A 25,571-nucleotide genomic window follows, 5' to 3' on the forward strand; every position below is an offset into this window, starting at 1 on the left:
ACCCGGGTCCGCACCGCGATCCTCGATTTCGGCGGCGCTATCACCACCAAAGACCTCCGCCAGCTCGCCTGCAACGCAACAGTCATCCCAATCGTCATGAACAGCGACAGCCAACCCCTCGACATCGGCCGCCTCTCCCGGGTGATTCCCGACGGAATGCGACGCGCGGTCGCTGCCCGTGACCGCGGATGCGCACGGTGTGGGCGCCCGGCGAGTTGGTGCGACATCCACCATATTGTCGAATGGCAGAATGGTGGGCCGACCGAAATCAACAACCTCGTCATGCTATGCCGAATGCACCACAGGGAAATACATGCCACCGAATGGATCGTCCGGATGGTCGACGGGTTACCGGAATTCATCCCGCCGAAATGGATTGATCCCGACCAAGAACCACGCCGAAGACCCCACCTGACACCCGGCACCCCCGCTCCACGACGAAACCCGCCTCCCGAGCAGGGAGGCGGGCATCGGTTGCCGGACGTCGAGGATCAGTGGTCGCCGAGCACCAGCGTGTAGTAGGCGGGGTTGCGGTTCACGTCGTCGCCGCCGTAGGCCATCTGGGCGCCGGAGAACGTGGTGTACGACGGGTCGAGCAGGGCGTCACGGGAGTGCGTCGTCCAGAACTCGAACGCCGACTGCCAATTCGCCGCCTGCAGGTTCTTGCCGAAGTAGGCGATCTCGTAGACGTTGCCCTCGTAGCCGGAGCAGTACTTGACGCGAGCGGGGACGTCCATCCCGCGGCTGTCGAGGTGGTCCGGACCGATCGGGCCGTCGCCGCGGTTGAAGTCGTCGAGGCTCGCCCACATGGCCGGGCGGGCCAGCTGGCGGGAGTAGGTCAGCTCCGGCACGCCGTTGTCCTTGCGGAAGGCGTTGATCGCGTCGGTCAGCTCGGCCTCCCAGTCGCGCACGTCGAGGGCGAGCCCGTCGACGTAGGAGCCCAGGCCGCCGCGGCCGCCCGGGTTGTACGCGCAGTCCGCCTCGTTGACCTCCGGCTTCTCCGGGTTCGTGGGCGTGGCCTGGTCGGCCCCCGGGTAGGGCAGCTGGCCCTGGAAGTTCCCGGGCGGGGCGTACCGGCAGGCGGTGACGGCGCCGAACGCGCCGGTTGCGGTGCCGCACCCGACCGCGGTGGTGTTCTTCCAGACGACCTGCGTCCAGTGGCCGAAGTTCGCGGCCGCGGGGTTGGTGTCCTTGTCGTAGTCGACCTTGTTCGCGGCGGCGGCGTAGTTGGGCCGCTCCGCCACCCAGCTGCCGACCGCGAGGGACGGGTCCGATCCGGCGTCGGAGTTCCGGTACAGGTTCTCCCCCTGGCCGGTGTTCTCCGCGTGCACCAGCTTGCCGCCCTCGCTGCCGAGGTGCTCGGCCCAGGCCTGCGCGTCGGCGGCGAGCCCCGCGTCCCACGTCAGCGCCGGGACCCCGACGTCCGCTCTGGCCGCGTTGTGCTTCGCGAGGATCTCCTGCTGCTGGGCGGCGTTCAGGGTCGGGAGCGGCGCCGCGAAGGCGGGCCCGCCGAGGGTGAGCACAACGGACGCGGCGATCGCGGACGCTGCGATGCCGCGGGCCGCGAGGCGGGTCGCGCGCCGGGTGGCCCCGGCGGGCTGAGATCGGGATTTCCTGGTCATCTTGGGGCTCCTGGCGCTCGAAGCCGGCCGCTCGGTGCGACCCGCTGTGCCTCAAGGAGACCGGCGGCGAGGTGTTTCGTCAGCCCTGCCGCGTAGCAGGTGCCGAGGTGGTAAGGGGTTTGTCGACCCTCCGGCGCAGCGCATCGAAGAGCCGCTCGAAGCGCAGCCGGTGATCGTCCAGCAAGGACTCGAGGGGCTCTCCCGCGACGAGCCGCCGCGCGGTCCCCGTCATGACGGTCGAGTAGCCGGCGATGAAGAAGGCGGCGAGCAGCGTGGCGTCGCCGGCGAACCGCGGGTCGCGTTCGAGCTCCTCGGCAAGGGCCTGCTGGAGCTCGGCGGCGATCTCCCGGGCGCGCGCGAGCAGCGCGGACGAGGCCGAGACGGTCCGGAAGAACGGGACGGACCGGTCGTTCACGCCGGAGAGCGGATGGCGGGCGTCGACGAGCCGCAGCGTCGCATCACGCAGGGCGTCCACCACGTCGACGTCCGGGGACCGGTCGCGCACCGCCGAGCGCAGGATCTCGACGGCGTCGTCCGCGCGGTCGAGGTAGAGGTCCTCCTTGCGCGGGAAGTGGTTGAAGACCGTCACGCTCGACACCCCGGCGTGGCGCGCGACCTCGGCGACGGTCACCGCGTCGTAGCCGCGCTCGACGAAGAGACCCGCCGCGACCTCCGCGATCCGCGCGCGCGTCTGCGGCCCTCCTCGTTCACCGGTCCTGGGCATCCGACCTCCCTGTCCATGCGCAACTGCCTTGTGTGACTAAATTTAGTGAGTTAACCTAGCGGCGCGCGCTCCACCGACACTGTCATGACCCCCGCGAAGGGCTCACCGCGATCGTTGCGCGAGGCGTGGGTCGCGCTGGCGGGACTCTCCGCCGTTTTCCTGTTCGAGATGCTGGACATGTCGATCCTCAACGTCGCGCTGCCCACGATCGGGCGGGAGCTGGCTGCCTCGACCACCGCTCTGCAATGGGTGACCGGCGCCTACGCCGTGGTGTTCGGCGGGTTGATGCTGGCGTTCGGCGCGATGGCCGACCGGTTCGGCCGGCGCCGCCTCATGCTCATCGGGCTCGTCCTGCTCGGCGCGGCGAGCCTGATGACCGCGTTCGTGACCACGGCGGAGCAGCTCATCGCGGTCCGGGCGGCGATGGGGGTCGCGGCCGCGATGACGACGCCGGGCTCGCTGGCGCTGGCCTTCCGGCTGTTCGACCGGGACGACCTGCGTGTGCGGGCCACCACCCTCATCTCGACCGTCGGCATGGTCGGGCTCGCTGTCGGCCCGACGTCGGGCGGCTTCGTGCTCGCGGTGGCGCCGTGGCAGGTCCTGCTGCTGGTGAACGCGCCGGTCGCGATGCTCGCGATCATCGGTGTGCGGACCGGCATCGCCGCGGACGATCCGGCGGATCTGCACCGCGACCCGGTCGATGCCCTCGGTGCGCTGCTGGGCACGGCGGCGATCGTGCTCGCGCTCGTCGCGCCGACGGTGTTCGTGCACGAGGGCGCCGGCTCGTGGGCGCCGTGGGCAGCGACCGCAGCGGCTGTTGTGGCCGCCGCGCTGTTCGTCGTGCGCGAGCGTGCGGCCCGGTATCCGCTCCTCGACCTGGCGCTCGTCGCCCGACCCCTCGTCTCCAGCGGGCTCGCGTTCAAGGCCGCGGCCGGGCTGGCCACCGCCGGGCTCGGATATTTGGTGACGCTGCAGCTGCAGCTCGAGTGGGGGTGGACCCCGGTGCAGGCCGCGCTCGGGATGCTGCCGCAGGTCGCCGTCCTCGTCGCGGGCGGCGCGCTCATCACGCCGCTGGTCGACCGGGTCGGCCTCGGTCACGCCGCGTGGCTCAGCGCCGCGACGATGGTGCTCGGGCTCGCGGTCTACGGCCTGCTCAACTCGTTCGGGTACATCTGGGTCGCGGTCGCGCTTGTGCTCGTGTCCGCCGGGATGCGGGTGGTCGGCGTCGTCGCCGGCACCAACGTGCTCCGCGGGCTGCCGACCAACCGGACGACGATCGGTGCGGCGCTCGTCGACACCGCAACCGAGGTCACCTCCGGCGTCGGCATCGCCCTGACCGGCACGATCATCGCCGCGCTGTTCACCGGCAGCATCGCCACGTCGGGCTGGAACGCTCAGCAGACCGCCCAGTTCCAGGGGGCCGTCACGGTCGCCGGCCTGGCGCTCACGGCACTGGCCGCGGCGCTCGTCACCGGGGGCATCGTCCGCGCGCGGCACCGCACGGACTGACCGCGGGCGGGCCGGCATGTTTCAGCGGAGTTAACGATCACGTGCTCGGCGACGATTTAGCAGCCAGGGTCTGTGGGGCGAAGGGATCCTGCCATGAATCAAACCCTCCGAACCAGCCTCCACGGGCAAGGTCCGCTGCTGTGGACGGGGCGTCAGTTAGGGGATTGATCGTGGTAATGGTTACGAGCCCGCTCGACTTCAACACCGATCGGCTCTTCATCGACCTGCGGACGGTGCTCGGCATTCCGCTAGCTCTGAAGTGCGAGGGCTTCAACTTCGCCGGCTCGGTGAAGATGAAGGCGGCGCTCGCGATGGTGGAGGACGCCGAGCGCTCGGGGCGGTTGCAGCCGGGTTCGGTGCTGGTCGAGTCGTCGTCGGGGAACCTGGGCGTGGCGCTCAGCGTGATCGCGGCGAGCAAGGGCTACGGCTTCGTCTGCGTGACCGACGTGCGTTGCAACGAGACCACCCGGCGCACGATGGACGCCCTCGGCGCCCGCGTGCACGTCATCCGTGAGCCCGACCCCGAGGGCGGTGGCCTGCTGGGGGCCCGCATCAAGTACGTGGAGTCGCTGGTCGCCTACGACAAGCGCTACGTATGGCTGAACCAGTACGCCAACCCCGCCAACTCGGGTGCGCACTTCGCCACCACCGGGCCGGACATCGCCGCCGAGTTCCCCGACCTCGACGTGCTGTTCGTCGGCGCGGGCACGACGGGGACGCTCATGGGCTGCTCCCGCTACTTCCGGCAGCGCCACCAGGACGGGCACAAGAAGGTGCAGGTGGTCGCGGTCGACGCCGTCGGTTCGGTCACCTTCGGCGGCCCACCCACGTCACGCATGATCCCCGGCCTCGGCACCGGGGTCCGGCCGCCGCAGCTCGACGAGGAGATCGTCGACGACGTCGTGCTCGTCGAGGAGGTCGACACGATCCGGACGTGCCGCAACCTGGCCGGCCGCGGGTTCCTCTTCGGCGGGTCGACCGGCACCGTCGTCAGCGGCGCCGCGGCCTGGCTGGAGGTGTACGGCACCCCTGACCTCACCGCCGTCGCGATCGCCCCCGACCTGGGCGAGCGCTACCTCGACACCGTCTACCACGACAGCTGGGTCGAGAAGATCTTCGGTAGTGAGGTGCTCGACGCGTCCGGCACGACCTCTCCGCACCGGGCCGCCTGACATGCCCAACCCGTCACCTCCGTCGAAGCGGCCAGGGGACGACGAGGAGAAGACGGTCCGATTCATCCCGACCGCCGACGAGACCGTGGTCTTCCAGGCGAAGGCACCGGAGAAGGGCGCTACAGAGAAAGGCGCCGCAGAGAAAGGCGCCGCAGAGAAGGGCGCGAGCGCCGACGAGACCGTCGTCGTGCAGGCGAAGGCCCCGAAGACGAGCCCGGCGAAGGGCCCGGCGGACTCGGTCGGGCCCGACGAGCCCACGGTCACCGCGATCCAGCTGCCCCGCCCGTCCTCCGGGCACACCGTCGAGCTGGGCAACCTGCGCAGCGAGGTGGCGAAGCTGCTGGATCGGGTGCAGCAGCTGGAGGACGAGAAGGCCGCGGCGGCACCCGTCGAGCAACCACCTGCGCCGCCCGCACCGTCCCCGGCCAGGCCCGACCCGTCTCCGGTGCGCCGCTCGACGCCCGCCCAGCCCGGATTCACCTGGAAGAAGCCGCAGCCCGGGAGCGCCACGCCCCCACGGCCCGGCGCCGGCCCGTCCACGCCGCCCCGGCCCGGCCCGGCCACCTCCGCACGACCGACCGGCGGCCCCGCCAAATCGGCCAGCCCCGCCAAGCCGGCCAGCCCCGCCAAGCCGGCCAGCCCCGCCAAGCCGGCCAGCCCCGCCAAGCCGGCCAGCCCCGCCACCCCTGCCCGCCCTGCCGGCGGCCCGCCGGCCACGCCCCCACGACCGTTCGGCGGCCCGCCCGCCCCCGCTCGGCCGGGCGGCGGCCGCTCCGCTCCCCCTCGCCCGGGCAGCACCCCGGCCACGCCGCCTGCACGGCCCAACGCCGGCCCCGCCAAGCCCGCACGCTCGGCGCCGCCCGGGCCTCGCCCCGCCCCGCCGCTGGCCAAGACGTCCCGCCCCGGGGCCAAAGCCGCTGCCCCGGCCAGTCCCCCGCCGGCCAAACCGCCTGCCAAAGCGGCTGCGGCGCCGGCATCGGCGTCGGCGTCGTCAGGAGACGACCTGGAGGCCGGGTACGCGAAGGTGTTGGCCGACGTCCTAGGTGTGCCGAAGGTGGCGAGCAGCAGCAACTTCTTCGACGACCTCGGCGCCGACTCGCTGGTCATGGCCCGCTTCTGCGCCAAGGTGCGCGCCAAGCCCGAGCTGCCGAACGTCGCGATCAAGGACGTCTACCGCGCACCGACGATCGCGGAGCTGGCCGCGGTCGGCGCGAAGGCGGCCACCCGCGAGCCGGTCAGCGCGACGGACACGGTGACGATCAAGCTGGCCGCGATCCGCAAGACCGAGGTGGAGGTCGTCGAGAACGACCCCGCCATGGCGCCGGTGAAGACGCCGACCTACCTGCTCTGCGGCCTTTCGCAGCTGCTGGTCCTGCTCGGTTATCCCGCGCTGGTCGCGTACGCCTTCGCCATCGGCGCGGAGTGGGTGCTGTCGGCGCTCACCCCGCTGGACATCTACGTGCGCGCGGTGGGGTTCACCGGGGGGATGTTCCTCGGCACGGCGCTCGTCCCGATCCTCGTCAAGTGGCTGCTCGTGGGCCGCTGGAAGCCGACCCAGTTCCCCGTCTACGGCCCCCGCTACTTCCGGTTCTGGCTGGTCAAGACCCTGATTCGGACGAACCCGCTGGTCCGGTTCGTCGGCACCCCGCTCTACCCGATCTACCTGCGCCTGCTCGGCGCCAAGATCGGCAAGGGCGCGACGATCTTGTCGCCGACCGTGCCGGTGTGCACCGACCTGCTGACCGTCGGCGCGAAGGCGGTCGTCCGGAAGTCGTCGACCTTCACGGGCTACCGGGCCCAGGCCGGCATGATCCAGACGGGTCCGGTCACGATCGGCGCCGGCGCGCTCGTCGGGGAGGCGACCGTGCTCGACGTCTTCACCTCGGTCGGCGACGGCGCGCAGCTGGGGCACACGTCGTCGCTGCACGCCGGGCAGTCGGTGCCGGCCGGCAAGCGCTGGCACGGGAACCCGGCGGAGCCGACGACGGTGAACTACAGCGCGGTGCAGCCCACGAAGGGCGGCTCCCTGCGCAAGGCGATGTACGTGATCACGCAGGTGGTGGTGCTCTTCGGGGTCATCCTCCCGGTGGGCACGGCCGGGGTCGTGCTGCTGGTCAAGGAGGTGCCGCTGGTCCAGCAGCTGTTCGTGACCCTGGAGGCCGCGAGCGACACGCTGCCCGCCGCCGTCGACGCGGTGGTCATCGCGACGGTCTGGCTGCTCGGCGGGATCCTCGGCGGGCTGCTCGTCATGACGACGGTCCCACGGCTGCTCGCGCTGTTCGTGCGCCCGGGCAAGGTCCGCCGCACGTACGGAATCTCCTATTGGGCGCTGCGCTCGGTGACCCGCCTGACCAACAGCCCGTTCCTGACCCGCGTCACCGGCGACAGCTCGTTCGTCGTGGGCTACCTGCGAGCCATCGGCTACAAGTTCGACCGCGTGGAGCAGACCGGCTCGAACTTCGGCACGGTGGTCAACCACGACAGCCCGTTCCTCTGCCACGTCGGCAGCGGCACGGTTGTCGCCGACGGGCTGACGTTCGTCAACGCCGACTACTCGCACAACGCTTTCACGGTGTCGCCGACGAAGATCGGCGCGCACAGCTTCCTCGGCAACGGCATCTTCTACCCGTCGCGATCGCGCGTCGGCGACGACTGCCTGCTGGCGACGAAGGTGATGATCCCGATCGACGGGCCGCTGCGGCACGGGATCGGGCTGCTCGGCTCGCCGAGCTTCCAGATCCCGCGCTCCACCGACCGCGACGCCCGGCTCGGGGTCTCCCCCGAGCAGCGGCGCCGCGGTGTGAAGGCCAAGGACCGGCACAACGCGTTGAGCATCGTGTTGCTGCTGATCAGCAGGTGGGTCTTCCTCACGCTGGTCGTCCTGCTCGCCCGCCTCGCGCTCGAGCTGTACCCGCAGTTCGGCGCAGCGACGATCGCGGGGCTGGCCGTCGCCGAGCTGCTGTTCACCTACGGTTACTTCGTGATGCTCGACTACGTGGTCCGCAGCCTGGTCGCGCTGCGCCCGCAGGGTGTCTCGATCTACGACCGCGGCTTCTGGGGCCACGAGCGGTACTGGAAGGTCGCCGCCGACGTCTACATCCAGGGCCTCAACGGCACGCCCTTCAAGGCCGGCCTCTGGCGGGCTCTGGGGGTCAAGGTCGGCCGGCGGCTCTTCGACGACGGCCTCGGGATGACCGAACGGTCGCTCGTCACCATCGGCGACCACTGCTCGATGAACGAGCGCAGCCTCATCCAGTGCCACTCCCAGGAGAACGACGCCTTCAAGTCCGATCGGGTCGTCATCGGCTCCGGCGTGACGGTCGGCGTGAGCGCGTTCATCCACTACGGCACCCGCCTCGGCGACGGTTCGATCATCGAGGCCGACTCGTTCCTCGTGAAGGGCGAGGAGACCGAGTCCTTCACCCGCTGGGGCGGCAACCCGGCAGCCGAACTGGGGTCCGCCCCGCAACTACCCATCGCATCGCGGAGGAAGTCATGATCATCCCTGCGAGTGCCCAGCGCCTGTACTGGAACGACCTGCTCGACAAGGCAGGCCGCACCACCATCCCCCGATGGCCGGGACCGGGCACTTCGACCGTCGCCGAGCACGTCGAACCGATCCCCGCGGAGCTGCCGGCGCTGCGTCCCGGCCAGCTGCCCGCCGCGCACGCCGTCGTGCTGGCGGCGCTGAGCGGCGAGCGCGAGGTCACGGCCGGCTACGTCACCGCGCCCGGCGCCCCGGCCGTCCCGCTCCGGCTGGGCACCGAGGCCACGTGGCGCGAGCTGGTCACGGCGGCCGCCCGCGCCGAGCAATGGGTGCTGGGGTGCCACCAGGTCACCTTCGGCACCGTCGCCGCGGAGCGGGCGCACACCGCGCCGCTGTTCGAGACCGAGCTGGCCTTGAACGGCTCGGGGACGGCTGCCCCGCTCGCTCCGCAGACCGTGCTGCAGGTTGCGATCGACGAGCCCGATCCGGACGGTCCCGCCCGGCTGCGCCTGCGGTACCGCACCGATGCCATCGACGCCGACGCCGCGGCCCGCATCGCGGGCTACCACGTCACCGCGTTGACGCAGCAGGCCGCCGATCCCGCGGCCCGGCCGGCCACACTGCTCTCGGCCGCCGAGCGCACCTTCCAGATCGACGGGCTCGCCGGGCCCGAGCGGGACCTGCCCGACAAGCGGTTCCACGAGCTGTTCGAGCAGCGGGTCGCCGCCCACCCCGACGCGATCGCCGCCGAGCACGAGGACCGGCGGTGGACCTACCGCGAGCTCAACTCGCGCGCCAACCGGCTCGCCCGGGCCCTGCAGGCCCGCGGCCTGCGCCGCGAAGGCGTCGTGGCGGTGGTCTCCGAGCGCAACCTCGACTGGCTCGCGGCCGTTCTCGCGGTCTTCAAGGCCGGCGGGGTGTACCTGCCGATCGAGCCGCAGTTCCCCGCCGAGCGGATCGCCACCACCCTCACCCGCTCCGAGTGCGGGCTGGCGCTGACCGAACAGGGCAGCGACGAGATGCTGGCCAAGGCGCTGGTCACCGCGACCGGCACCCGGGCCGTCCTGTTCGAGGAGGCCTACGCCGAGGCGCGCGCCGACGACGACCTGCGCATCCCGGTGGCCGCCGACCAGCTCGCCTACATCTACTTCACGTCGGGCTCCACCGGTGAACCCAAGGGCGCGATGTGCGAGCACGCGGGCATGCTCAACCACCTGCTCGCCAAGATCGAGGACCTCGGCATCGCCGAAGGCGCGGTGGTCGCCCAGATCGCCCCGCAGTGCTTCGACATCTCGCTCTGGCAGCTCGTCTCCGCGCTGCTCGTCGGCGGCCGGACGGTGATCCTGCCCCAGGACACGATCCTGGACGCCGAGCGGTTCGTCGACGAGATCACCGACCGGCGGGTTGCGGTCCTGCAGGTCGTGCCCTCCTACCTCGAGGTCATCGCCACGTACCTGGAGCACCGCGGCCGCGAGCTGCCCGACCTGCGGATCGTCTCCGCCACCGGCGAGGCGCTCAAGTTCGACATCGTCCAGCGGTGGTTCGCGGTGGTGCCGGCCGTCCCGCTCGTCAACGCCTACGGGCTGACCGAGACCTCGGACGACACCAACCACGAGGTGCTCCGCAGGCCGCCGCCGTCCGGGCGGATCTCGCTCGGCCCCGCCGTCCGCAACGTGCGGGTCTACGTCGTCGACCCCGATCTGAACCCGGTGCCGCTCGGCGCGCCCGGCCTCATCGCCTTCTCCGGCGTGTGCGTCGGCCGCGGCTACGTCAACGACCCCGAGCGGACGAGCCAGTGCTACCTGACCGACCCGCACAAGCCCGGCCAGCGGCTCTACCTGGGCGGGGACTACGGGCGCTGGCTGCCCGACGGCAAGCTGGAGTTCCTCGGCCGCCGCGACAGCCAGGTCAAGATCCGCGGCTTCCGCATCGAGATCGGCGAGATCGAGAGCGCGCTGCTGCAGGTGCCCGACGTCCGCGACGCGGCCGTCGTCGTGGCGCAACGACCGGACGGCAGCTCGCACCTCGTCGCGTTCTACGCCGCCGAATCACCGATCCTGGCCGAGGAGCTCGCCTGGAGGTTGGGTGAGACGCTGCCCGATTACATGGTGCCGGTGGCGTTCCACTGGCAGATCACGCTGCCGCTGACCCCGAACGGCAAGATCGACACGAAGACCCTGCAGGTGTTCGCGGCCGAGCTCGCCGACATGGAGGACGAGGTCGTCGTCCCGCCGTCGACCGCCACCGAGACGATGCTGGCCACCGCGTTCGCCGAGGTCCTCGGCGTGCCCGTGGACCAGATCGGCCGGAACGACAACTTCTTCGACCGGGGCGGCACATCGCTGACGGCGGTGAAGCTCGCCATCGCCACCGGCCGGGTGGTGGGGCTCAAGGCCATCACCCAACACCCCGTCCTGGCCGACCTGGCGGCACAGATCGACCGGTCGAGTGCTTGACTCCTTCTGGCCCTCCCGTACCTACTAGTCGTCCAGGACGCTCGATCGCCGGTGGAGACCCGATGACCATGACCAACCCCCTTCCGGTGCAGACCGCGCCCGGCAAGCCCCCGCTGCTGCTGGCCGACTGCGGCCCCGACGCCGAGGGCTGGACCGCCCACCACCGCCGCTCGATCCGCGGCGCGGTCGGGCACTACGGCTCGTTGCTGATCCGCGGCCTCGGACTGCGCAACCACGACCAGGTTGCGGCCGTGCTCCGGCTGATCGGCGGCGGCAACCTGATCCCGGAGCGGGAGGCCTTCGCCCCGCGCGAGCGCTTCCCGAGCGGTCTGCAGTCGACGACGCCGTGGCCGGCCAACCAGCAGATGTGCATGCACCACGAGCAGAGCTTCGCCTCGGACGTGCCGGGCCTCATGATGTTCGCCTGCCTCAAGGCGCCGAGCAGCGGCGGCGCGACGGGGGTCGCCGACGGCGCCGCCGTGCTCAACGCGTTGCCGCGCGACCTCGTCGAGCGGTTCGAGCGCGAAGGCTGGGTGCTGGCCCGCAACTACAACGACGAGATCGGCGCCTCCTTCGCCGACGCGTTCGGCACCGCCGACCACCACGCCATCGAGGGGTACTGCCGCGCCAACGCGATCGAGTTCCAGTGGCAGCCCGACGGCGGCCTGCGCACCTGGCAGCGCCGCTCCGCCGTCATGACCCACACCGGCACCGGGCGCCGCAGCTGGTTCAACCAGATCGCGTTCCTCAGCGAGTGGACGATGGACCCCGACGTCCGGGAGTTCCTCGTCGACAGCTACGGCCCGAACGGCCTGCCGTTCACCACCCTGTTCGGCAACGGTGAGCCCGTCGGTCAGGGCGTCGTCAACCTCATCGCCGACGTCTACACCGCGCACACCTTGCGCGAGCCCTGGCGTCCCGGCGACGTGCTGCTGGTGGACAACCTGCGCTGCGCGCACAGCCGGGACCCGTACGAGGGGGACCGGGAGGTGCTCGTCGGGATGGCCGAGCCGATGCGACCCGCGCCGCCGGCACCGCTGCCGGGGCGGCCTGGGTGAGCACGGGAGCCGGTGGCGGCGCCTGAAGCGTTCCGTATGCGAGGGCAGGAAAGCCACTTTCCGGCCCTCACAGGGCAGGAAAGTGGCTTTCCTGCCCTCCCCCAGGCGCCGCCGCTACTCGTTCACTGGCACCTCGAAGATGATCTCCAGCCCGTCCTCGTCGTCCCACTGCTCGCCGACCTCGGCGAAGCCGTAGCCCGTGACCAGGGACTGCGACGCGTGGTTGTCCGGGCTGATTGTCGCGCGGACGACGTGGACGTCGGGGTGAGCGCGCGCGACGGCGAGCAGGGTTTCCAGGGAACGTCTTGCGTAGCCCTTCCGCCGCTGCTCCGGGTCGATCCGGTATCCGACCTCCACCATCCCGGCCGCGTCGGGCGGCCCGTGGAAACCGGCGAGTCCGACCGCAGCGGCTTCGCCGGGAACGAGGACGAGGCGCGTCACCCAGGGAGCGGCGCTCGGAGACTCGGCGAGCTGTCGGCTTCTCATGCGCCAGAGAGACGCGCACTCGTCGCCCCGCAGATAGGACGGGATGGGGTACGGCGACGCGGTCGGCTCCTCGCCCCGCGCCAACGCGTGCTGCACGGCCTCAGGGATCTTGACCAGGCGAAGGCTCGACCGCCCGGGGTCCGGGTGCTGCCACGGCTCGCTCGTGATGATCACGCGCACCATCCTGGACGTCACGGGCCAGGTCGCACGTCGTGGACCTCACCCGTCGCCATCGCGCGCAGCTTGTCGGGGTTGGCGATGTTGTGGACGACTGCGATGCGGCCTTCGTCGTCGAGTTCGACGGTGAGGGTGGCGATCACCCGTCCCGCCCCGGTGAAGACCAGGCCCGGCCCGCCGTTGATCTGGATGAGGCTCGCGGCCATGTCGTGGATCTCGACACCTTCGTACGGGCGGCTGGCGACGCCGGCGAGCCAAGTGGCGACCTTCTGCGCACCCTCGATGGGGCGGATGGCCTGCCGGACCTTGCCGCCGCCGTCGGTCCAAAGGGTGACGTCGGGGGCGAGCAGGTCCATCAGGGTGTTGATGTCGCCGCCGGTGGCTGCGACGAGGAAGCGCTCGGTGGCTTGCGTCCGGAGCTCCGCGTCGTCCTGGTAGCGGGGTCGGCGGGCCTGCACGTGGTTGCGGGCGCGGTGGGCGGTCTGGCGCACCGCGGCCTCGGACCGCTCCACCACCGTCGCGATCTCGCCGTACTCGAACCCGAAGACCTCCTTGAGCACGAACACCGCGCGTTCGAGCGGGCTGAGCGTCTCCAGCACCACGAGCATCGCCAAGGAGACCGAATCGGCCGCTTCGACGTTCATGGCGGCGTCCGTGTCCGTGGTGCGGATCGGCTCCGGGAGCCACGGGCCCACGTAGGTCTCCCGCTGGTGGCGGGTGGACCGGAGCCGATCCATGGACAGGTTGGTTGCGATGCGCGCCAGGTAGGCCTTCGGGTCGGCGACCTGGCTGCGGTCGGCGGCCGACCACTTGAACCACGCGTCCTGCACGACGTCCTCGGCGTCGGCGGCCGAACCGAGGACCCGGTAGGCCACGGAGAACAGGAAGCTGCGGTGCGCGGCGAAGGTCTGCTGGTCGTCGGCCACGTCAGACGGTCCGGGTCGCTGCGCCGCCGCGCCGCCACATCAACGTTGTGACCGACGGGGTCCGCTTCGTGATGGCGAAGGTCTGCCACGGGCTGGAGCTCACCGCCTCCTTGTAGGCGACCGCCCACCGGCCGGTCAAGAAGAACCGGCCAGGGGTGTCGTCGGGGCGGGTGAACTGGATCACTGCGTCCTGACGCCCGAGGCCGACCGGCTGGTGGATGTAGCCGAAGCGGAACGGGCGGGCCGGCTTGCCCGCGAGGATGCGGGCGATCGTGCGGGCGGCGTGCACCGCGGTGGGGATGCCGCTCTGGCAGGTGCCGTGCAGGACACCGAAGCCCTGGCGGACGGCCGCCGCATCGCCGACCGCGAACACCTCGGGGTGCGACACCGACCGCAACGAGGGGTCGGTGAGGATCCGACCGCGCTCGTCGACCTCCAGCCCGGCGGCGGCAGCCAGGGGCGATACGCGCACGCCGGTGGTCCACAGCACCGCGTCGGCCCGGACGTGCTCGCCGTCGGCGAGGTCCACGCCATGGTCGAACACCTTCACCACGTCGACGCCGGTGTGCGACTGCACACCCAGCCGGTCCAGCGCCCGTTCGAGGTAGGCACGCGCCCGCGGCCCCATCATGGCCCCGGGCTCGCCGCGCCCGAGCAGGTGCACAGTCAGGCGGGGGTGCTGCTCGGCGATCTCGGCGGCCGCCTCCACGCCGGTCAACCCGTTCCCGACCACGACGACCGGAGCCCCGTCGGGCAGCGACGCGAGCCGCTGGGCCAGCAGCCCGGCGTCGTGCGCGGAGTCCAACGTGAAGGCGTGGGTGTCGGCACCGGGAACGGTGGTGGTGTCGCTGACCGCGCCGAGCGCGTGGACCAGCACGTCGTACCCGAGAACGCGCTCGTCGTCGATCCGCACGGTGCGCGCGTCGGCGTCGATGGCGGTCACGCAGCCTTGGACGAACTCGATGCCGGTGCCCTCGAGCATGGTCGGGATGTCGAGGTGCGCCAGCTCCTGCCCGGACGCCGTCTGGTGCAGCCGCAGCCGCTCGGTGAACCGCGCGCTCGGGTTGACCAGGGTGACGTGGACGTCGCTGCCGGTGCGCGCGGCGATGCCGAGCGCGGCGCTCGTGCCGGTGTACCCGGCGCCGAGGACGAGGACGTTGGTGGTGGTCATGACGTGCTCCTTCGCTTGATGACAACCCCGAGACGTATGCAGGTGGTCCGTCTGTGACATCGCAAGCAGGAAACTTCCCGACGATGCGTGCTGCGGGCCGACGAGATCGGACCCGCCCCTGCCGCGTCACCAATCGCCAACGCCATAGGCTGCGGCGATGGCACGCACCCCGGACGAGCCCATCGCCCCCGAGGCGCTCGTGCGCCAGTTCCAGGCGCAGCTCGCCGGACTCGACCGAGCGACGGCGACAGAACTGGCGCAGCGGCTGACCGGAGGGTTCGTCGGGCGCAGCCCGCTCCCCCGGCCCACGCCACCCTCGGCCCGCCGACCGCGCCGCACCGACGTCGTCACCCTGCAGGTCCGGGTGGATCTGCAGGACACCGAGCCTCCGCTGTGGCGGCGCCTGGAGCTCGCCTCCGACATGTTGCTGAGCGAGCTGCACACGGTCCTGCAAATCACGATGGGCTGGACCGACAACCATTTGCACCGGTTCAGCTCGGGCGCCAGCATCTACGACCAGCACTCTGAGTCCTACTTGATGCAGTTCGAGGTCGACGAGGGCCAGCCGGGCGTTCCGGAGGACGAGGTCCGCATCGACGAGCTGCTGGTCGACGTCGGCGATCGGATCACCTACGGCTACGACTTCGGCGACGGCTGGATGCACACCGTCAAGCTCGAGGCCGTTCTACCGCGGACCGACGAGGCACCTCGGGCCGTGTGCACGGCAGGCCAGCGGCCTGGGCCGGCCGAGGACTGCGGCGGCGTCCACGGTTACGAGATGTGGAGTGTGGCCACGGACCCGACCCACCCCCAGCACGCGCTCGCGCTGGCTGACGTCAGGGACATGTACGGGGACGTCAATCCGGACGCCCTCAAACCCGTGCCGTTCGACATCGACGCGATCAACACGGCGTTGGCGGCGCCCGTCCTGGACGACGCCGACCTGCCGGAGGCGCTCGCCGATCTCGTGCAGGCCGTCGGCAGAGCCGGCGACCAGGCGTGGCTGCGGACGGCGATCGCCGGCATTCCCCGGCCCGTGCAGCCCGACGAGGTGGCCGTCGCGAGCGCGGTGCGCCCGTTCCAGTGGCTGCTCGACCAGGTCGGCCCGGACGGCATCGCGCTGACCGGTGCCGGCTACCTGCCACCTGCCCAGGTCCAGGCGTTCGCTGCGGAACTGGGCATCGCTGACAGCTGGATCGGCAAGCTCAATCGCGAGGTACAGACCCTCCCCGTCCTGGAGTTCCGGGAGGCGGCGCAGCAGGCACAGCTCGTCCGCAAGCACCGCGGCAAGCTCGTTCGCACCCCGGCTGGGCGGAAGCTGGCCTTCGACCCGACCGGGCTGTGGTCGCATCTGGCGGCCCGCATGCCGGTCGGGGCGACCACCGACAGGTACGAACGGCAGGCCGGGCTGCTCCTCCTGATCGGGATCGCCGCCGGCTGGGACAGTCTCGACGCCGAAGTCGCCCACGGACTCAGCGCCATCGGCTGGGTCGTCGACAACGGCCCCGTCACCCCTCCTGACGCCCACCGCGCCACCCTCGGGACCCGTGCGGTGCTGGAGCACCTCGGCGCGATCGGCCGCCGGGTGGGCGGGCCCGAGCACGTCACGGAGCTCGGTGTCGCCTTCGCCCGCGCAGCTGTGTGGACCTGGCCCTGACCGTCGTCGGGAGAGTTGGCTGTAGACCTCTGCTCGACGCTCAGCCGTCGTCCCGGCAGAGGCAGAACGGATGGCCGGCCGGGTCGAGCAGCACCCGGACGTTCTCCTGCGGCTGGTGCTCGGCCAGCTCAGCGCCCAGGGTGAGTGCCTCCGCCACTGCGTCCGCGAGATCACCGACCTGGATGTCCAGGTGCATCATCGGCCGCTGGTCATCCGGCGACGGCGGCCAGACCGGGCGCCGGTACTCGTCGGCCTGTTGGAAGACCAGGAAGCTGCCGCCTGGCGTGCCGATCACCGTCGTACCGGGTTGCTCATGGACGATCGGCCACTCGAGCAGCTCGAAGTAGAAACGCGCCAACGCCGCCGGATCGGGTGCCTCGACCGCCACGCCCCACCACATGCCTGATACCCGAGATCGCATGTGCAACAGCGTGCCAGCACGCTTCGACAGAACAGGGCGCCATCGCTCGATCATCCCGACAGTCAGACGGTGGTGGCGACCGGTTGTCCTGCCGGGACGGTCCGGCGGCGCCGGCTCGGGATCATGAGCGTCGGGTGGGAGATGCTCCAGGCCGCGCCCCGGCACACCAGCTCCTTGAGGCGCGCTGCCGTCCGGCCGGTGAAGGCGGACGATTTGGCCTGGTCGTCCGGGGTCACCCACTGCACGATCGCGTCGCGGCGGCCGAGGCTGATGCACTGGCCGGTGTAGCCGATCTTGTTCGGGGGGATCGCGCGTCCGGTCAGGCGGGCGGTGATCGCGTCCGCGGCCAGGTAGGCGGTGGGGACTCCCGAGGCGCAGGACATCCGCAGCGGCGCCCCGCTCGCGCCCGACGCGAAGGCGGCATCACCGACGGCGTAGACGTCGGGGTGCGAGACCGACCGCATGGTGTCGTCCACGACGACCCGCCCCGTCTCGGAGACCTCCAGCGTTGTTGCCGCGGCGATGGGGTGCACGGCGAAGCCGGCCGTCCAGACGGTCACCTGCGCCGGGATGGCCTGGTCGTCGGTGGTGACCGCGCCGTTCTGCGCGACGGCCGCGATGTCGGTGTTCTCGTGCACCGTGATCCCGAGCCGGTCGAACGTTGCGCGCAGGTGGGTCTGCGCCTTCTTGCTCAGCCAGTCGCCGAACCTGCCGCGGGCCGCGAGGGCGACCTCGAGGTCGGGCCGGGCGTCGGCGATCTCGGTGGCGGCCTCGATGCCGGTGAGGCCACCGCCGACGACGAGCACCGTCCCGCCCGGGGCGAGATCGGCCAGCCGCGAGCGCAGCCGCAGCGCGGCCTGCTTGCTCGCCAGGTGGTGGGCGTGCTCGGCCACACCGGGAACGCCGCAGTCGGCAGCGGTGCTGCCGAGGGCGTAGACGAGCGTGTCGTAGGCGATCTCGCCGGTTCCGTCGGCATCGACGACGCCCACGCTCTTGCGGTCGACGTCCACGGCGGTGACCCGGGCGAGCCGGACCTGCACGCCCGTGCCCGCGAAGACGTCGGACAGGGCGCGGGGCGCCAGATCCTGGCCGGTCGCGAGCTGGTGCATGCGGACGCGCTCGACGAACTCGGGATCGGCGTTGACGAGGACGATCTCGGTGTCGGCCGGGTGCAGCCGCTTTGCCAGCCGCCCGACAGCATTGGCTCCGGCGTATCCGGCCCCGAGGACGACGATGCGGTGCTTCATGGTGTTGCTCCTGTCAGGTTGGTCCGTGCTCCCTGAACCGGGCAGGAGCGCGAAGCCTGACATCCACGTGTTGTGACCTGAGTCACCAGGTGTCGACGAGCGGCTCCCCGTGCTCGGAGGTGCTCCACTGGCGGGCCACCCGTTCGAGCTTCTCGGGGTTCACCTGCGTGTGGACGGCGGCGATGCCGTCGGTGGTCACGTCCAGCGAGACCACGCCGGCGACCCGGTCCTCGACCATCAGGACCACCGCAGGCAGGCCGTTGGCGACCGCCGCGAACAGGACGGGCCGGCCGCCGATCAACTCCCACTTGGCCTCGCTGGGCTCGAACAGCGTGCGCAGGAACCTCGCCACCCGCAGCGCACCGGTGACCGGCCGCGGCAGCGAGAAGATCAGGCCACCACCGTCGCCGAGGCTGATCGCGTCGTCGCTCAGCAACCGCACCAGCGCCTCGGTCCGGCCGCTCAGCGCCGCAGCGAGGAACTCCTCGACGATCTTGCGGGCCGCGCCCGCATCGACCACGACCCGGCGCCGGTCGGCGGCCAGGTTCTGCTTGGCCCGCCGGTAGATCTGCTGGCAGTTCGACTCGGTGAGGTCGAGCACCTCGGCGATCTCGCCGTGCGTGTACCCGAACGCCTCGCGCAGCACGTACACGACACGTTCCTTGGCCGAGAGCCGCTCCATCAGCGTGAGCATCGCGATCGAGACCGAGTCGCGCTGCTCGGCCGTGTCGGACGGCCCGAGCATCCGGTCCCCGGCCAGCACCGGCTCGGGCAGCCATTGGCCCACGTAGGTCTCGCGCCTGGCCCGCGCGGACGTGAGCCGGTTGAGGCAGAGGTTGGTGAGCACCTTCGTCAACCACGCCTCGGGCGTCTCGATGAACCCACGATCGGCCGCCTGCCAGCGCAGGAACGTGTCCTGCACCGCGTCCTCGGCATCGTTCGCCGACCCCAGAAGGCGGTACGCGATGGCCTCCAACCGTGGCCTGGCTCCCTCGAACACCTCGACCTCGCGCGCACCGACCGGCATGCGGGCGACGGTACCCGCGGCACTCGGCGACACCCGAACATCCGGCGACGCCCGGACATGCGGACATGCGACCATCGACCTCGTGGCGACCGGGGCTGTTCCATCGTCCGACGCACTGTTCTGGCCGCCGTTGCGGGAGGGCGACCGGGTACGGCTCGTCTCCCCCGCGAGCTGGCCCGAGGGGGACGGCCTCCGCCTCACCAAGGAGACGCTGGAGGGCTGGGGTCTCACCGTCGACGTCGGGGCGCACGCGACCGATCGGTACGGATACATGGCCGGCCGCGACGCCGACCGCCTCGCCGACCTGAACGACGCCTTCCGGGATCCGACGGTGCGCGCGATCGTCGCCACCCGCGGGGGTGCCGGCGCCTACCGGATCTCCGACCAGCTCGACTTCGCCGCGGCCCGCCGCGACCCGAAACCGGTGCTCGGGTTCAGCGACATCACCGACCTGCACCTGGCGTTGTGGCGGGAGTGCCGGCTCGTGTGCTTCCACGGCTGCGTCATCGGGTCTGACGCGGCCCGTTCCGCGCGCGCCCTGCTCATGGGCACGAACCGGAACACCGTGGTGTCCGATCCGAGCGCGCTGTCGGCCGGGGTGCGGGTGTCGGGGGTCGCGTCGGGGCCGCTGGTCGGCGGGAACTTCTCGACGATCGCGCATCGGGTCGGCGCCGGGTTGCCCGACCTGCGCGGGGCGATACTGCTGATCGAGGACACCCGTGGGATCGGGATCGGCCGCGTCGACCGCCAGCTCACCCAGCTGCGCCGGGCCGGCGCTCTTGCCGGTCTCGCCGGGGTGGCGCTCGGCCTCATCAGCGGGTTCGACGACTACGTCGACCGCGGCTGGACGGTGCTCGACGTGCTGCGCGACCACCTCTGCGAGCTGGGTGTGCCGGTGCACGGCGGGCTGCCGATCGGCCACGGTGGCGCGCTCGACGCCGACGGCTTCCCCGATCAGGTCTGCGTCGCGCTCGGCGCCGATGCGGTGCTCGACGCGGATGCGGGCACTCTCACGATGGGCGGCAATCCGCGGGTGTGACCTGCGGCGGCCCCCTCTCGCTACCGGCGCGGAGACAGGCGCAGCAGCCGGGCCGACGGCGCGTCGGGCAGGTGCACGCGCAGCTCGCCGGCAGCCGCCGACCAGGTCGTTGTGCCGCGCGCGTGCGTCGGGAAGAGGGGCTCGACGTCGACCTCCTGGCCGGCGAGCTGCGGCAGCGGCAGCACGACGGCGTCGTCGCCGCCGCGGCGCCACACCTGCAGCAACACGCCTTCCGCGTCGAGCAGCCCGGCCGCGCACCACGCGTCGTACCAGCCGGGCAGGCCCAGCGGCCAGATCGGCAGCGCGTGCGGGATCCGGTGGCGCAGGCCCTTGTAGACGTCCATGGCCTGCCGCACCGACGCGCGGCCGGCGGCGTCGAGCAGGTCGATGCGCCCGGACAGGTGCACCCGGCTGAGCAGCGCGTTGACCAGCGTCAGGTCGTTGACGTCGGCGGACCACTCCGGCTGCGGGTAGGCCCACACGGCGGACTGCTCGGGCGTGACGGACGCCGGTGCCGCCGCGGCGATCGGGACGTAGCGCTCGGGGTCGGTCTGGTCGCTCGTGGACTGGATGCTGTGGCGCGACAGCTGGGCGTGGTCCGCTCGCATCCCGCCCGACGAGCAGTTCTCCAGCACCAGCCCCGGGTGCCGGTCGAGCACGCCGTCGATCCACCCGCTGTAGGCCCGGTTGTGCCCGAGCAGCCCGGCGCCCGGACGGGAGCCGTCGACGTCGGTGCCCGCCCCGATGTTGATGTTGTAGTCGAGCTTGAAGTACCCGACGCCGAACTCGGCGACGAGCCGGTCGACGGTCTCGTCGAGGTGCCGGACGACGGCCGGGTGGCGGAAGTCGAGCTGGTGGCGGCCGTTCTCGACGAGCGGCACCCCGTCGCGGCAGAACAGCGCCTCCACCGGCAGCCGCGCGAGGAGCGGGCTGCGCACGCCCACCACCTCCGGCTCCAGCCAGAGCCCCGGGACCATCCCCGCCGCGGTGATCGCGGCGGTGACCTCGCCGAGCCCGCCGGGGAACCGGGAGGGCGCCGGCTGCCACTCCCCGACCATGTCCCACCACCCGGGCTCGTCGGAGTACCAGCCGGCGTCGATCACGAAGTACTCCGCGCCCGCCGCGGCCGCGGACTCCACGAGCGGCAGCAGGCGCTCCGTCGTCGGATCGCCCATCAGGCAGTTCATGTAGTCGTTGAAGATCACCGGGCAGGTTGTGTTGTCGACGTGCGGGCGCCGGACCTGCCGCCGGTAGCGGGTGATCTCGGCGAGCGCACCCTGCAGGCCGTCGGCGGACACCGCCACGGCGACGGGCACGCCGACGAACTCCTCGCCCGGCGCCAGCACGACCTCCCACTCGTGGTCCTGCGCGGTAGGACCGCTCATGCCGACGTAGAGGCGGCTCCTCCGGTCGAGCGCCTCCCACTGCCAGGGGCCGTTGTGCTCCACCTGCCACGTCCACGCCCGTCCCGTGGCGGTGTCGACGACCGCGCCGACGGGCAGGTGATCACCCGTCGACCAGCTGCCGTAGCCGCGCACGCCGAAGTGCCCGAGCGACGAGTCGTTGCCCTCTCCGACGCGTCCGATGTCGACGACGCCCGCGTCTTCGAGCGACGTGCGGCGCCAGCGGAACTCCGCGTCCCACGCGTTGCGGGCGTGGTGGAGCTGCAGCCGCTCGGGCGCGTCGAGGATGTCCTGGTCGGCGAACCCGGCGAGGGTGAAGGAGGAGACGTACCGGACGGTGACCGGTGCCGCGCCGGCGTTGCGCAGGTGGGTCGTGGCGCGGAACACCGACGCGCCGGGCCGGTGTTCGAGCCGGGTGGTGACGACGATCTTGCTCTCGGGGTCGGACTGCTCGACGGTCAGCACGTCGATCCCGTCCGCGTGGACGGCCGCGTGGACGGCCTCGTGCCGGACGTGGCGCAGCCGGCTCGACGGCCGGTAGCGGCGGTGCTGGGCGTGCGGGCTCGCGCCTTGCCGGCCCTCGGCACCAAGTGCGAGCTCGACGAGCGGCACGGCGTGGTGCAGATCGGCCGGCCACGCGGACGGGTCCCCGTCCAGCTGCACGGACACCACCCGGACCGGGGCGTCCGCCGCTGCGACCAGGCGGACCTCACCCGTTCCGAAGCGCCACGCGATGTGGTCCGTCCGGGTCGACGTTCGGGTCGACGCCTCGGCGGGGGCGAGCAGTTCTGACATGGATGGGTCCTTCGCTGGTCGGATCACTTCTGGATCACTTGAGGCCGGATTCGGCGATGCCGCGCACGAACCGTTTCTGGAAGGCGAGGAAGACTGCGACGACCGGGACCATCGACAGCAGCGTGATGGCCATCATCTCGTCCCAGGGATGGGAGAAGGTGCCGTTGAGCGCCGCGAGCCCCACCGAGATCGTGTAGTCGTTCGGGGTTTGCAGCGCCACGAGCGGCCAGACGAAGTCGTTCCACCGCCAGACGAACGTCAGGATCGTGAGCACCGCGATCAGCGGCCCGCTCAACGGCAGCACCACACGCAGGAAGATGCGCAGCTCCCCCGCGCCGTCCACCCGGGCGGCCTCGAGCAGCTCGTCGGGCAGGCCGGCGAGGAACTGGCGGGCCATGAAGATCGTGACGGCCTGGGCTGCGGTCGGCAGGACGACCGCCCACGGCGAGTTGACCAGGCCGAGCCTGGAGACGATCACGAACTCCGGCACCATGATCACGTGGATCGGCACCATGATGGTGACGAGCATCAGCGCGAACAGCGCGTCCCGGCCGCGGAAGCGGTACTTGGCAAAGGCGTAGCCGGCGAGCAGGCTCACGACGACCGTCAGGACGACGCCCGCCACCGCGATCACGAGCGAGTTGGCCAGCCAACGCCCGACCGGCTGGTCGGTGAACGCCCTGCCGAAGACGCCGAGATCGATGCGGTCGGGCCAGAGGGCGAACCCGGAGCCCTGCGCGAGCCCGCCCGGGCTGATGGCCGTGACGAGCACCCAGTACACCGGGAACAGCATCACCAGGCCGCCGAGCACGAGCACGACCCAGATCGACCAGCGCCCGACGGTCATCCGGTCACGCCGCGATGGGGTCGTCATGAGACGTCCCCCGTCCGCCGGACCAGCCGGCTGCGCAGCAGCGTGAGGGCGAGCAGTGCCAGCACGAGGACGACCCCGATCGCCGATGCGTACCCCATCCGGCCGTCGGTGAAGGCGGCCCGGAACACGTACTGCACCAGCACCGTGGTGGCGAAGCCCGGACCACCGCCGGTCAGGACGTAGATGACGTCGAACGCCTGGATCGAGAACACGACGTTCAGCACGACCAGCAGCGAGGTCGTGGGCGCCAGCAGGGGCCAGACGATCCGCGTGAACCGGTTCCACGGGCCTGCACCGTCGATCTCGGCGGCCTCGATCAGGGCCGGGTTGATGTTCTGCAGCGCCGCGAGGTAGGTGACCATGCAGAAGCCGATCCGGCCCCACACCACGGCCAGGACGAGGGTGATCATCGCCCAGTCCGGGGAGCTGAGCCACCCGACGCGGGGCAGGCCGAGCTCTGCGAGGGCGGCGTTCGCGATCCCGTTGTCGGCGTTGAAGATCCACGCCATGACGAGCGACACGGCGACCCCGGAGACGACCATCGGCAGGAAGTAGAGGCTGCGGATCAGGCCGCGTCCCGGCAGCCGCCGGTTGAGCAGCACGGCCAGCAGCAGCCCGATCGCCGTGCTCGTCGGCACCGTGCCGAGGGTGAACACGAGCGTGTTGCGCACCGTCGTCCAGAACAGCGGCGTCGTGACCAGCTCGCCGTAGTTGTCGAGCCCGGCGAAGCGCCCGCCGCCGAACACGGCGACGTCCTGGAAGCTCAGCACCACGGAGATCGCGATGGGCGCGAACGCGAAGACCGCGAACAGCACCAGGCTCGGCGCGATGAACAGCCACGCCGCCATGGCCTGCGAGCGTGCGCGGCGCGGCCGTGGCGCCGGCGTTCGCACCCGCTCGGTCCCGCCGACGCCCGGTGGCGCCGTCGCGAGCTCATGCAGTGGCATTGCGGATCCCGGCGGCGATCGAGCGGGCCGTGTCGGCCGGTGTCTTCTGCCCGGTCCAGCACAGGTCGAGCTCGTCGGCCAGCACCTGGTTGATCGCGTTGAACTTCGGCGAGGTCTGCACCTTCGCCATCGACGCCGGCACCGTCGTGGCCTGCTCGGCGAACAGGGTCATCTGCTGTTGCTGTGCCTTGTAGGCGAGCGGCTGCTGGCTCAATGCCGTGCGCACCGGCAGGAACAGGTCGTTCTCGCAGAAGTAGCGCATGTTCTGCTCGTTGCATACGAACTGGATGAAGTCCGCGGCGACGGCCGGATTCTTGCAGGTGGCGGTGACGGCGAGCAGGTTGCCACCGAGGTCGGACGCGGCCGAGCGCCCGCGCGGCATGTACGTGACGCCCCACGCCTCCTGGGGCAGCCCCTTGCCGACGTCCGACATGATCCAGTCACCGAAGATCATCATCCCGGCCTGCCCGGTGATGAACGAGTTCACAGTCGACGCGTCGTTCGACCCCTTCACCGTGTTCGACATGGGGATCAGGCCGTCGGTGTAGAGCCGCTGGAACCAGGCGAGCGCCTCGACGCCCTCCGGGCTGTCGATCGCCGGGGTCACACCGTCGTCCGCGACGAGCTGCCCGCCGTGCATGTACAGGAACGGCAGCCACCGGTAGCCGGTCGGGACACCGCCGAAGCCGTAGGACAGCGCGTACGCACCGGTGGCCCGCTTCACCTCGCGGGCGATGTCGACGAACTGCTCCAACGTCCAGGCCTCGTCGAGGCCGGCCGGCGGCGTCACACCGATCTTGCTGAACACGTCCGTGCGGTAGAACGTCGCGAACGTGTCGGTGTGCTGCGGGATGCCGTGCACGCGCCCGTCCAGCTGTGCCGCCGACCAGAACGTGGGGGCGAAGTCGGCGCCGTAGTCCGGAGCCAGGTAGTCGTCGAGCGCGATGACGCCGTTGTTCTGCGCGTAGCGCCCGATCTGCTGCCAGGTGATCCGGATGATGTCCGGCGCGCTGCCGCCCGCGAGCTGGGTGGTGAACCACTGGTTGAAGTCGCCGCCAGGGGTCTCCTGGACGGTGATGGTGACGTTCGGGTGCGTCGCCGTGTAGTCCGCGGCGAACTTCCGGTAGGTCACGATGTCCACCGGGATCTGCCACGACGAAAGCACCAGGTCGGCGCGGGCGTCGGGGCCGGCCGGGACGCCGCCACCTCCGCTTCCCCCGCACGCGCTGAGCAGGGATCCCACGCCCAGCGCACCGGCCGCAGCGGCCCCGTAACCGAGCAGGCGCCTGCGGGACACCGGTCGTGCGCCCGCACCGCTCGAGGTGGTCGTGTGATCGGGCATGGCGGCTCCTCATCGAGACACGATCGGCGAT

At 71.4% G+C, this 25,571-nt stretch carries 20 protein-coding genes; 8 read left to right on the forward strand and 12 right to left on the reverse strand.

All coding sequences use genetic code 11. The features are described 5' to 3' along the window. Positions 1–519, forward strand: a 519-nt coding sequence (locus tag LL648_RS40355) for an HNH endonuclease signature motif containing protein (RefSeq protein WP_232668255.1), incomplete at its 5' end; no start/stop codon positions are given. On the opposite strand, the gene LL648_RS40360 is transcribed toward LL648_RS40355, so the two are convergent. Both LL648_RS40360 and LL648_RS40365 read right to left on the reverse strand, forming a co-directional pair. After that, positions 492–1,622, reverse strand: a complete 1,131-nt coding sequence (locus tag LL648_RS40360) for a CAP domain-containing protein (protein ID WP_232668256.1) — start codon at positions 1,620–1,622, stop codon at positions 492–494. The genes LL648_RS40355 and LL648_RS40360 overlap by 28 nt on opposite strands. Before the next feature lie 79 nt (positions 1,623–1,701). Next, a complete protein-coding gene (locus LL648_RS40365) occupies positions 1,702–2,346 on the reverse strand; it encodes a TetR/AcrR family transcriptional regulator (RefSeq protein ID WP_232668257.1) in 645 nt (214 codons plus the stop codon). A gap of 84 nt (positions 2,347–2,430) precedes the next feature. Between LL648_RS40365 and LL648_RS40370 the strand changes: the two genes are divergently transcribed. The 5 genes from LL648_RS40370 (at position 2,431) to LL648_RS40390 (ending at position 12,028) form a co-directional block, all read left to right on the forward strand. Further along, on the forward strand, positions 2,431–3,855 hold the full coding sequence (locus LL648_RS40370) for an MFS transporter (protein ID WP_232668258.1): 1,425 nt from the start codon (positions 2,431–2,433) through the stop codon (positions 3,853–3,855). Between the two features lie 170 nt (positions 3,856–4,025). Beyond that, positions 4,026–5,027 (forward strand): 2,3-diaminopropionate biosynthesis protein SbnA, encoded by a 1,002-nt coding sequence (gene sbnA / locus LL648_RS40375; RefSeq protein WP_232668259.1) that lies wholly within the window; start codon positions 4,026–4,028, stop codon positions 5,025–5,027. Position 5,028: 1 nt separating this feature from the next. Continuing rightward, complete coding sequence (locus tag LL648_RS40380) at positions 5,029–8,526, forward strand: Pls/PosA family non-ribosomal peptide synthetase (RefSeq protein WP_232668260.1); 3,498 nt, start codon at positions 5,029–5,031, stop codon at positions 8,524–8,526. Continuing rightward, positions 8,523–10,970 carry a non-ribosomal peptide synthetase gene (locus LL648_RS40385; protein ID WP_232668261.1) on the forward strand — a complete coding sequence of 816 codons (2,448 nt, stop codon included), beginning with the start codon at positions 8,523–8,525 and terminating at the stop codon, positions 10,968–10,970. The genes LL648_RS40380 and LL648_RS40385 overlap by 4 nt, the downstream gene beginning before the upstream one ends. Before the next feature lie 62 nt (positions 10,971–11,032). Continuing rightward, complete coding sequence (locus tag LL648_RS40390) at positions 11,033–12,028, forward strand: TauD/TfdA family dioxygenase (protein WP_232668262.1); 996 nt, start codon at positions 11,033–11,035, stop codon at positions 12,026–12,028. A 114-nt stretch (positions 12,029–12,142) separates the two neighbouring features. On the opposite strand, the gene LL648_RS40395 is transcribed toward LL648_RS40390, so the two are convergent. Genes LL648_RS40395 through LL648_RS40405 form a run of 3 tightly spaced genes read right to left on the reverse strand, consistent with a single transcriptional unit; the run spans position 12,143 to position 14,788 of the window. Then, positions 12,143–12,688: a GNAT family N-acetyltransferase gene (locus tag LL648_RS40395; RefSeq protein ID WP_232668263.1), complete on the reverse strand. Its 546-nt coding sequence runs from the start codon at positions 12,686–12,688 to the stop codon at positions 12,143–12,145. A 17-nt stretch (positions 12,689–12,705) separates the two neighbouring features. Further along, positions 12,706–13,617: an RNA polymerase sigma-70 factor gene (locus LL648_RS40400; RefSeq protein WP_232668264.1), complete on the reverse strand. Its 912-nt coding sequence runs from the start codon at positions 13,615–13,617 to the stop codon at positions 12,706–12,708. A 1-nt stretch (position 13,618) separates the two neighbouring features. After that, a complete protein-coding gene (locus LL648_RS40405) occupies positions 13,619–14,788 on the reverse strand; it encodes an NAD(P)/FAD-dependent oxidoreductase (RefSeq protein ID WP_232668265.1) in 1,170 nt (389 codons plus the stop codon). A 157-nt stretch (positions 14,789–14,945) separates the two neighbouring features. Here LL648_RS40405 and LL648_RS40410 point away from each other — a divergent pair, with 157 nt between their 5' ends. Further along, a complete protein-coding gene (locus LL648_RS40410) occupies positions 14,946–16,445 on the forward strand; it encodes a plasmid pRiA4b ORF-3 family protein (protein ID WP_232668266.1) in 1,500 nt (499 codons plus the stop codon). A 40-nt stretch (positions 16,446–16,485) separates the two neighbouring features. Here the strand turns inward: LL648_RS40410 and LL648_RS40415 are convergent, their stop codons facing one another. The 3 genes from LL648_RS40415 to sigJ form a co-directional block, all read right to left on the reverse strand. Then, the gene (locus tag LL648_RS40415; protein ID WP_232668267.1) at positions 16,486–16,866 is read right to left on the reverse strand and encodes a VOC family protein; all 381 of its coding nucleotides are present in this window, start codon (positions 16,864–16,866) and stop codon (positions 16,486–16,488) included. Between the two features lie 62 nt (positions 16,867–16,928). Next, positions 16,929–18,113: an NAD(P)/FAD-dependent oxidoreductase gene (locus tag LL648_RS40420; RefSeq protein ID WP_232668268.1), complete on the reverse strand. Its 1,185-nt coding sequence runs from the start codon at positions 18,111–18,113 to the stop codon at positions 16,929–16,931. A gap of 82 nt (positions 18,114–18,195) precedes the next feature. Further along, positions 18,196–19,140: an RNA polymerase sigma factor SigJ gene (gene sigJ, locus LL648_RS40425; protein WP_232668269.1), complete on the reverse strand. Its 945-nt coding sequence runs from the start codon at positions 19,138–19,140 to the stop codon at positions 18,196–18,198. Positions 19,141–19,222: 82 nt separating this feature from the next. Here sigJ and LL648_RS40430 point away from each other — a divergent pair, with 82 nt between their 5' ends. Continuing rightward, entirely contained in the window at positions 19,223–20,179 is a 957-nt protein-coding gene (locus LL648_RS40430; protein ID WP_232668270.1) for a S66 peptidase family protein, read from the forward strand. 20 nt (positions 20,180–20,199) lie between these two features. On the opposite strand, the gene LL648_RS40435 is transcribed toward LL648_RS40430, so the two are convergent. The 4 genes from LL648_RS40435 to LL648_RS40450 are packed head-to-tail and all read right to left on the reverse strand — an operon-like array spanning position 20,200 to position 25,540. Beyond that, positions 20,200–22,377 carry a glycoside hydrolase family 36 protein gene (locus tag LL648_RS40435; protein WP_232668271.1) on the reverse strand — a complete coding sequence of 726 codons (2,178 nt, stop codon included), beginning with the start codon at positions 22,375–22,377 and terminating at the stop codon, positions 20,200–20,202. Positions 22,378–22,411: 34 nt separating this feature from the next. Then, a complete protein-coding gene (locus LL648_RS40440) occupies positions 22,412–23,251 on the reverse strand; it encodes a carbohydrate ABC transporter permease (RefSeq protein ID WP_232668272.1) in 840 nt (279 codons plus the stop codon). Next, positions 23,248–24,198 carry a carbohydrate ABC transporter permease gene (locus LL648_RS40445; protein WP_232668273.1) on the reverse strand — a complete coding sequence of 317 codons (951 nt, stop codon included), beginning with the start codon at positions 24,196–24,198 and terminating at the stop codon, positions 23,248–23,250. Before LL648_RS40445 ends, LL648_RS40440 begins: the two co-directional genes overlap by 4 nt. Continuing rightward, positions 24,185–25,540: an ABC transporter substrate-binding protein gene (locus LL648_RS40450; RefSeq protein ID WP_232668274.1), complete on the reverse strand. Its 1,356-nt coding sequence runs from the start codon at positions 25,538–25,540 to the stop codon at positions 24,185–24,187. Before LL648_RS40450 ends, LL648_RS40445 begins: the two co-directional genes overlap by 14 nt. Positions 25,541–25,571 lie beyond the last annotated feature (31 nt).

This window comes from Pseudonocardia sp. TRM90224 (assembly GCF_021245725.1).
Taxonomy (GTDB): domain Bacteria; phylum Actinomycetota; class Actinomycetes; order Mycobacteriales; family Pseudonocardiaceae; genus Pseudonocardia.

Bases quoted from the DNA above. Each gene is read 5' to 3' on its own strand.
- LL648_RS40360 (WP_232668256.1), bottom strand. From the start codon at position 1,622: ATGACCAGGAAATCCCGATCTCAGCCCGCCGGGGCCACCCGGCGCGCG.
- LL648_RS40365 (WP_232668257.1), bottom strand. From the start codon at position 2,346: ATGCCCAGGACCGGTGAACGAGGAGGGCCGCAGACGCGCGCGCGGATC.
- LL648_RS40370 (WP_232668258.1), top strand. From the start codon at position 2,431: ATGACCCCCGCGAAGGGCTCACCGCGATCGTTGCGCGAGGCGTGGGTC.
- LL648_RS40380 (WP_232668260.1), top strand. From the start codon at position 5,029: ATGCCCAACCCGTCACCTCCGTCGAAGCGGCCAGGGGACGACGAGGAG.
- LL648_RS40385 (WP_232668261.1), top strand. From the start codon at position 8,523: ATGATCATCCCTGCGAGTGCCCAGCGCCTGTACTGGAACGACCTGCTC.
- LL648_RS40390 (WP_232668262.1), top strand. From the start codon at position 11,033: ATGACCATGACCAACCCCCTTCCGGTGCAGACCGCGCCCGGCAAGCCC.
- LL648_RS40405 (WP_232668265.1), bottom strand. From the start codon at position 14,788: ATGACCACCACCAACGTCCTCGTCCTCGGCGCCGGGTACACCGGCACG.
- LL648_RS40410 (WP_232668266.1), top strand. From the start codon at position 14,946: ATGGCACGCACCCCGGACGAGCCCATCGCCCCCGAGGCGCTCGTGCGC.
- LL648_RS40415 (WP_232668267.1), bottom strand. From the start codon at position 16,866: ATGCGATCTCGGGTATCAGGCATGTGGTGGGGCGTGGCGGTCGAGGCA.
- LL648_RS40420 (WP_232668268.1), bottom strand. From the start codon at position 18,113: ATGAAGCACCGCATCGTCGTCCTCGGGGCCGGATACGCCGGAGCCAAT.
- sigJ (WP_232668269.1), bottom strand. From the start codon at position 19,140: ATGCCGGTCGGTGCGCGCGAGGTCGAGGTGTTCGAGGGAGCCAGGCCA.
- LL648_RS40435 (WP_232668271.1), bottom strand. From the start codon at position 22,377: ATGTCAGAACTGCTCGCCCCCGCCGAGGCGTCGACCCGAACGTCGACC.
- LL648_RS40440 (WP_232668272.1), bottom strand. From the start codon at position 23,251: ATGACGACCCCATCGCGGCGTGACCGGATGACCGTCGGGCGCTGGTCG.
- LL648_RS40445 (WP_232668273.1), bottom strand. From the start codon at position 24,198: ATGCCACTGCATGAGCTCGCGACGGCGCCACCGGGCGTCGGCGGGACC.
- LL648_RS40450 (WP_232668274.1), bottom strand. From the start codon at position 25,540: ATGCCCGATCACACGACCACCTCGAGCGGTGCGGGCGCACGACCGGTG.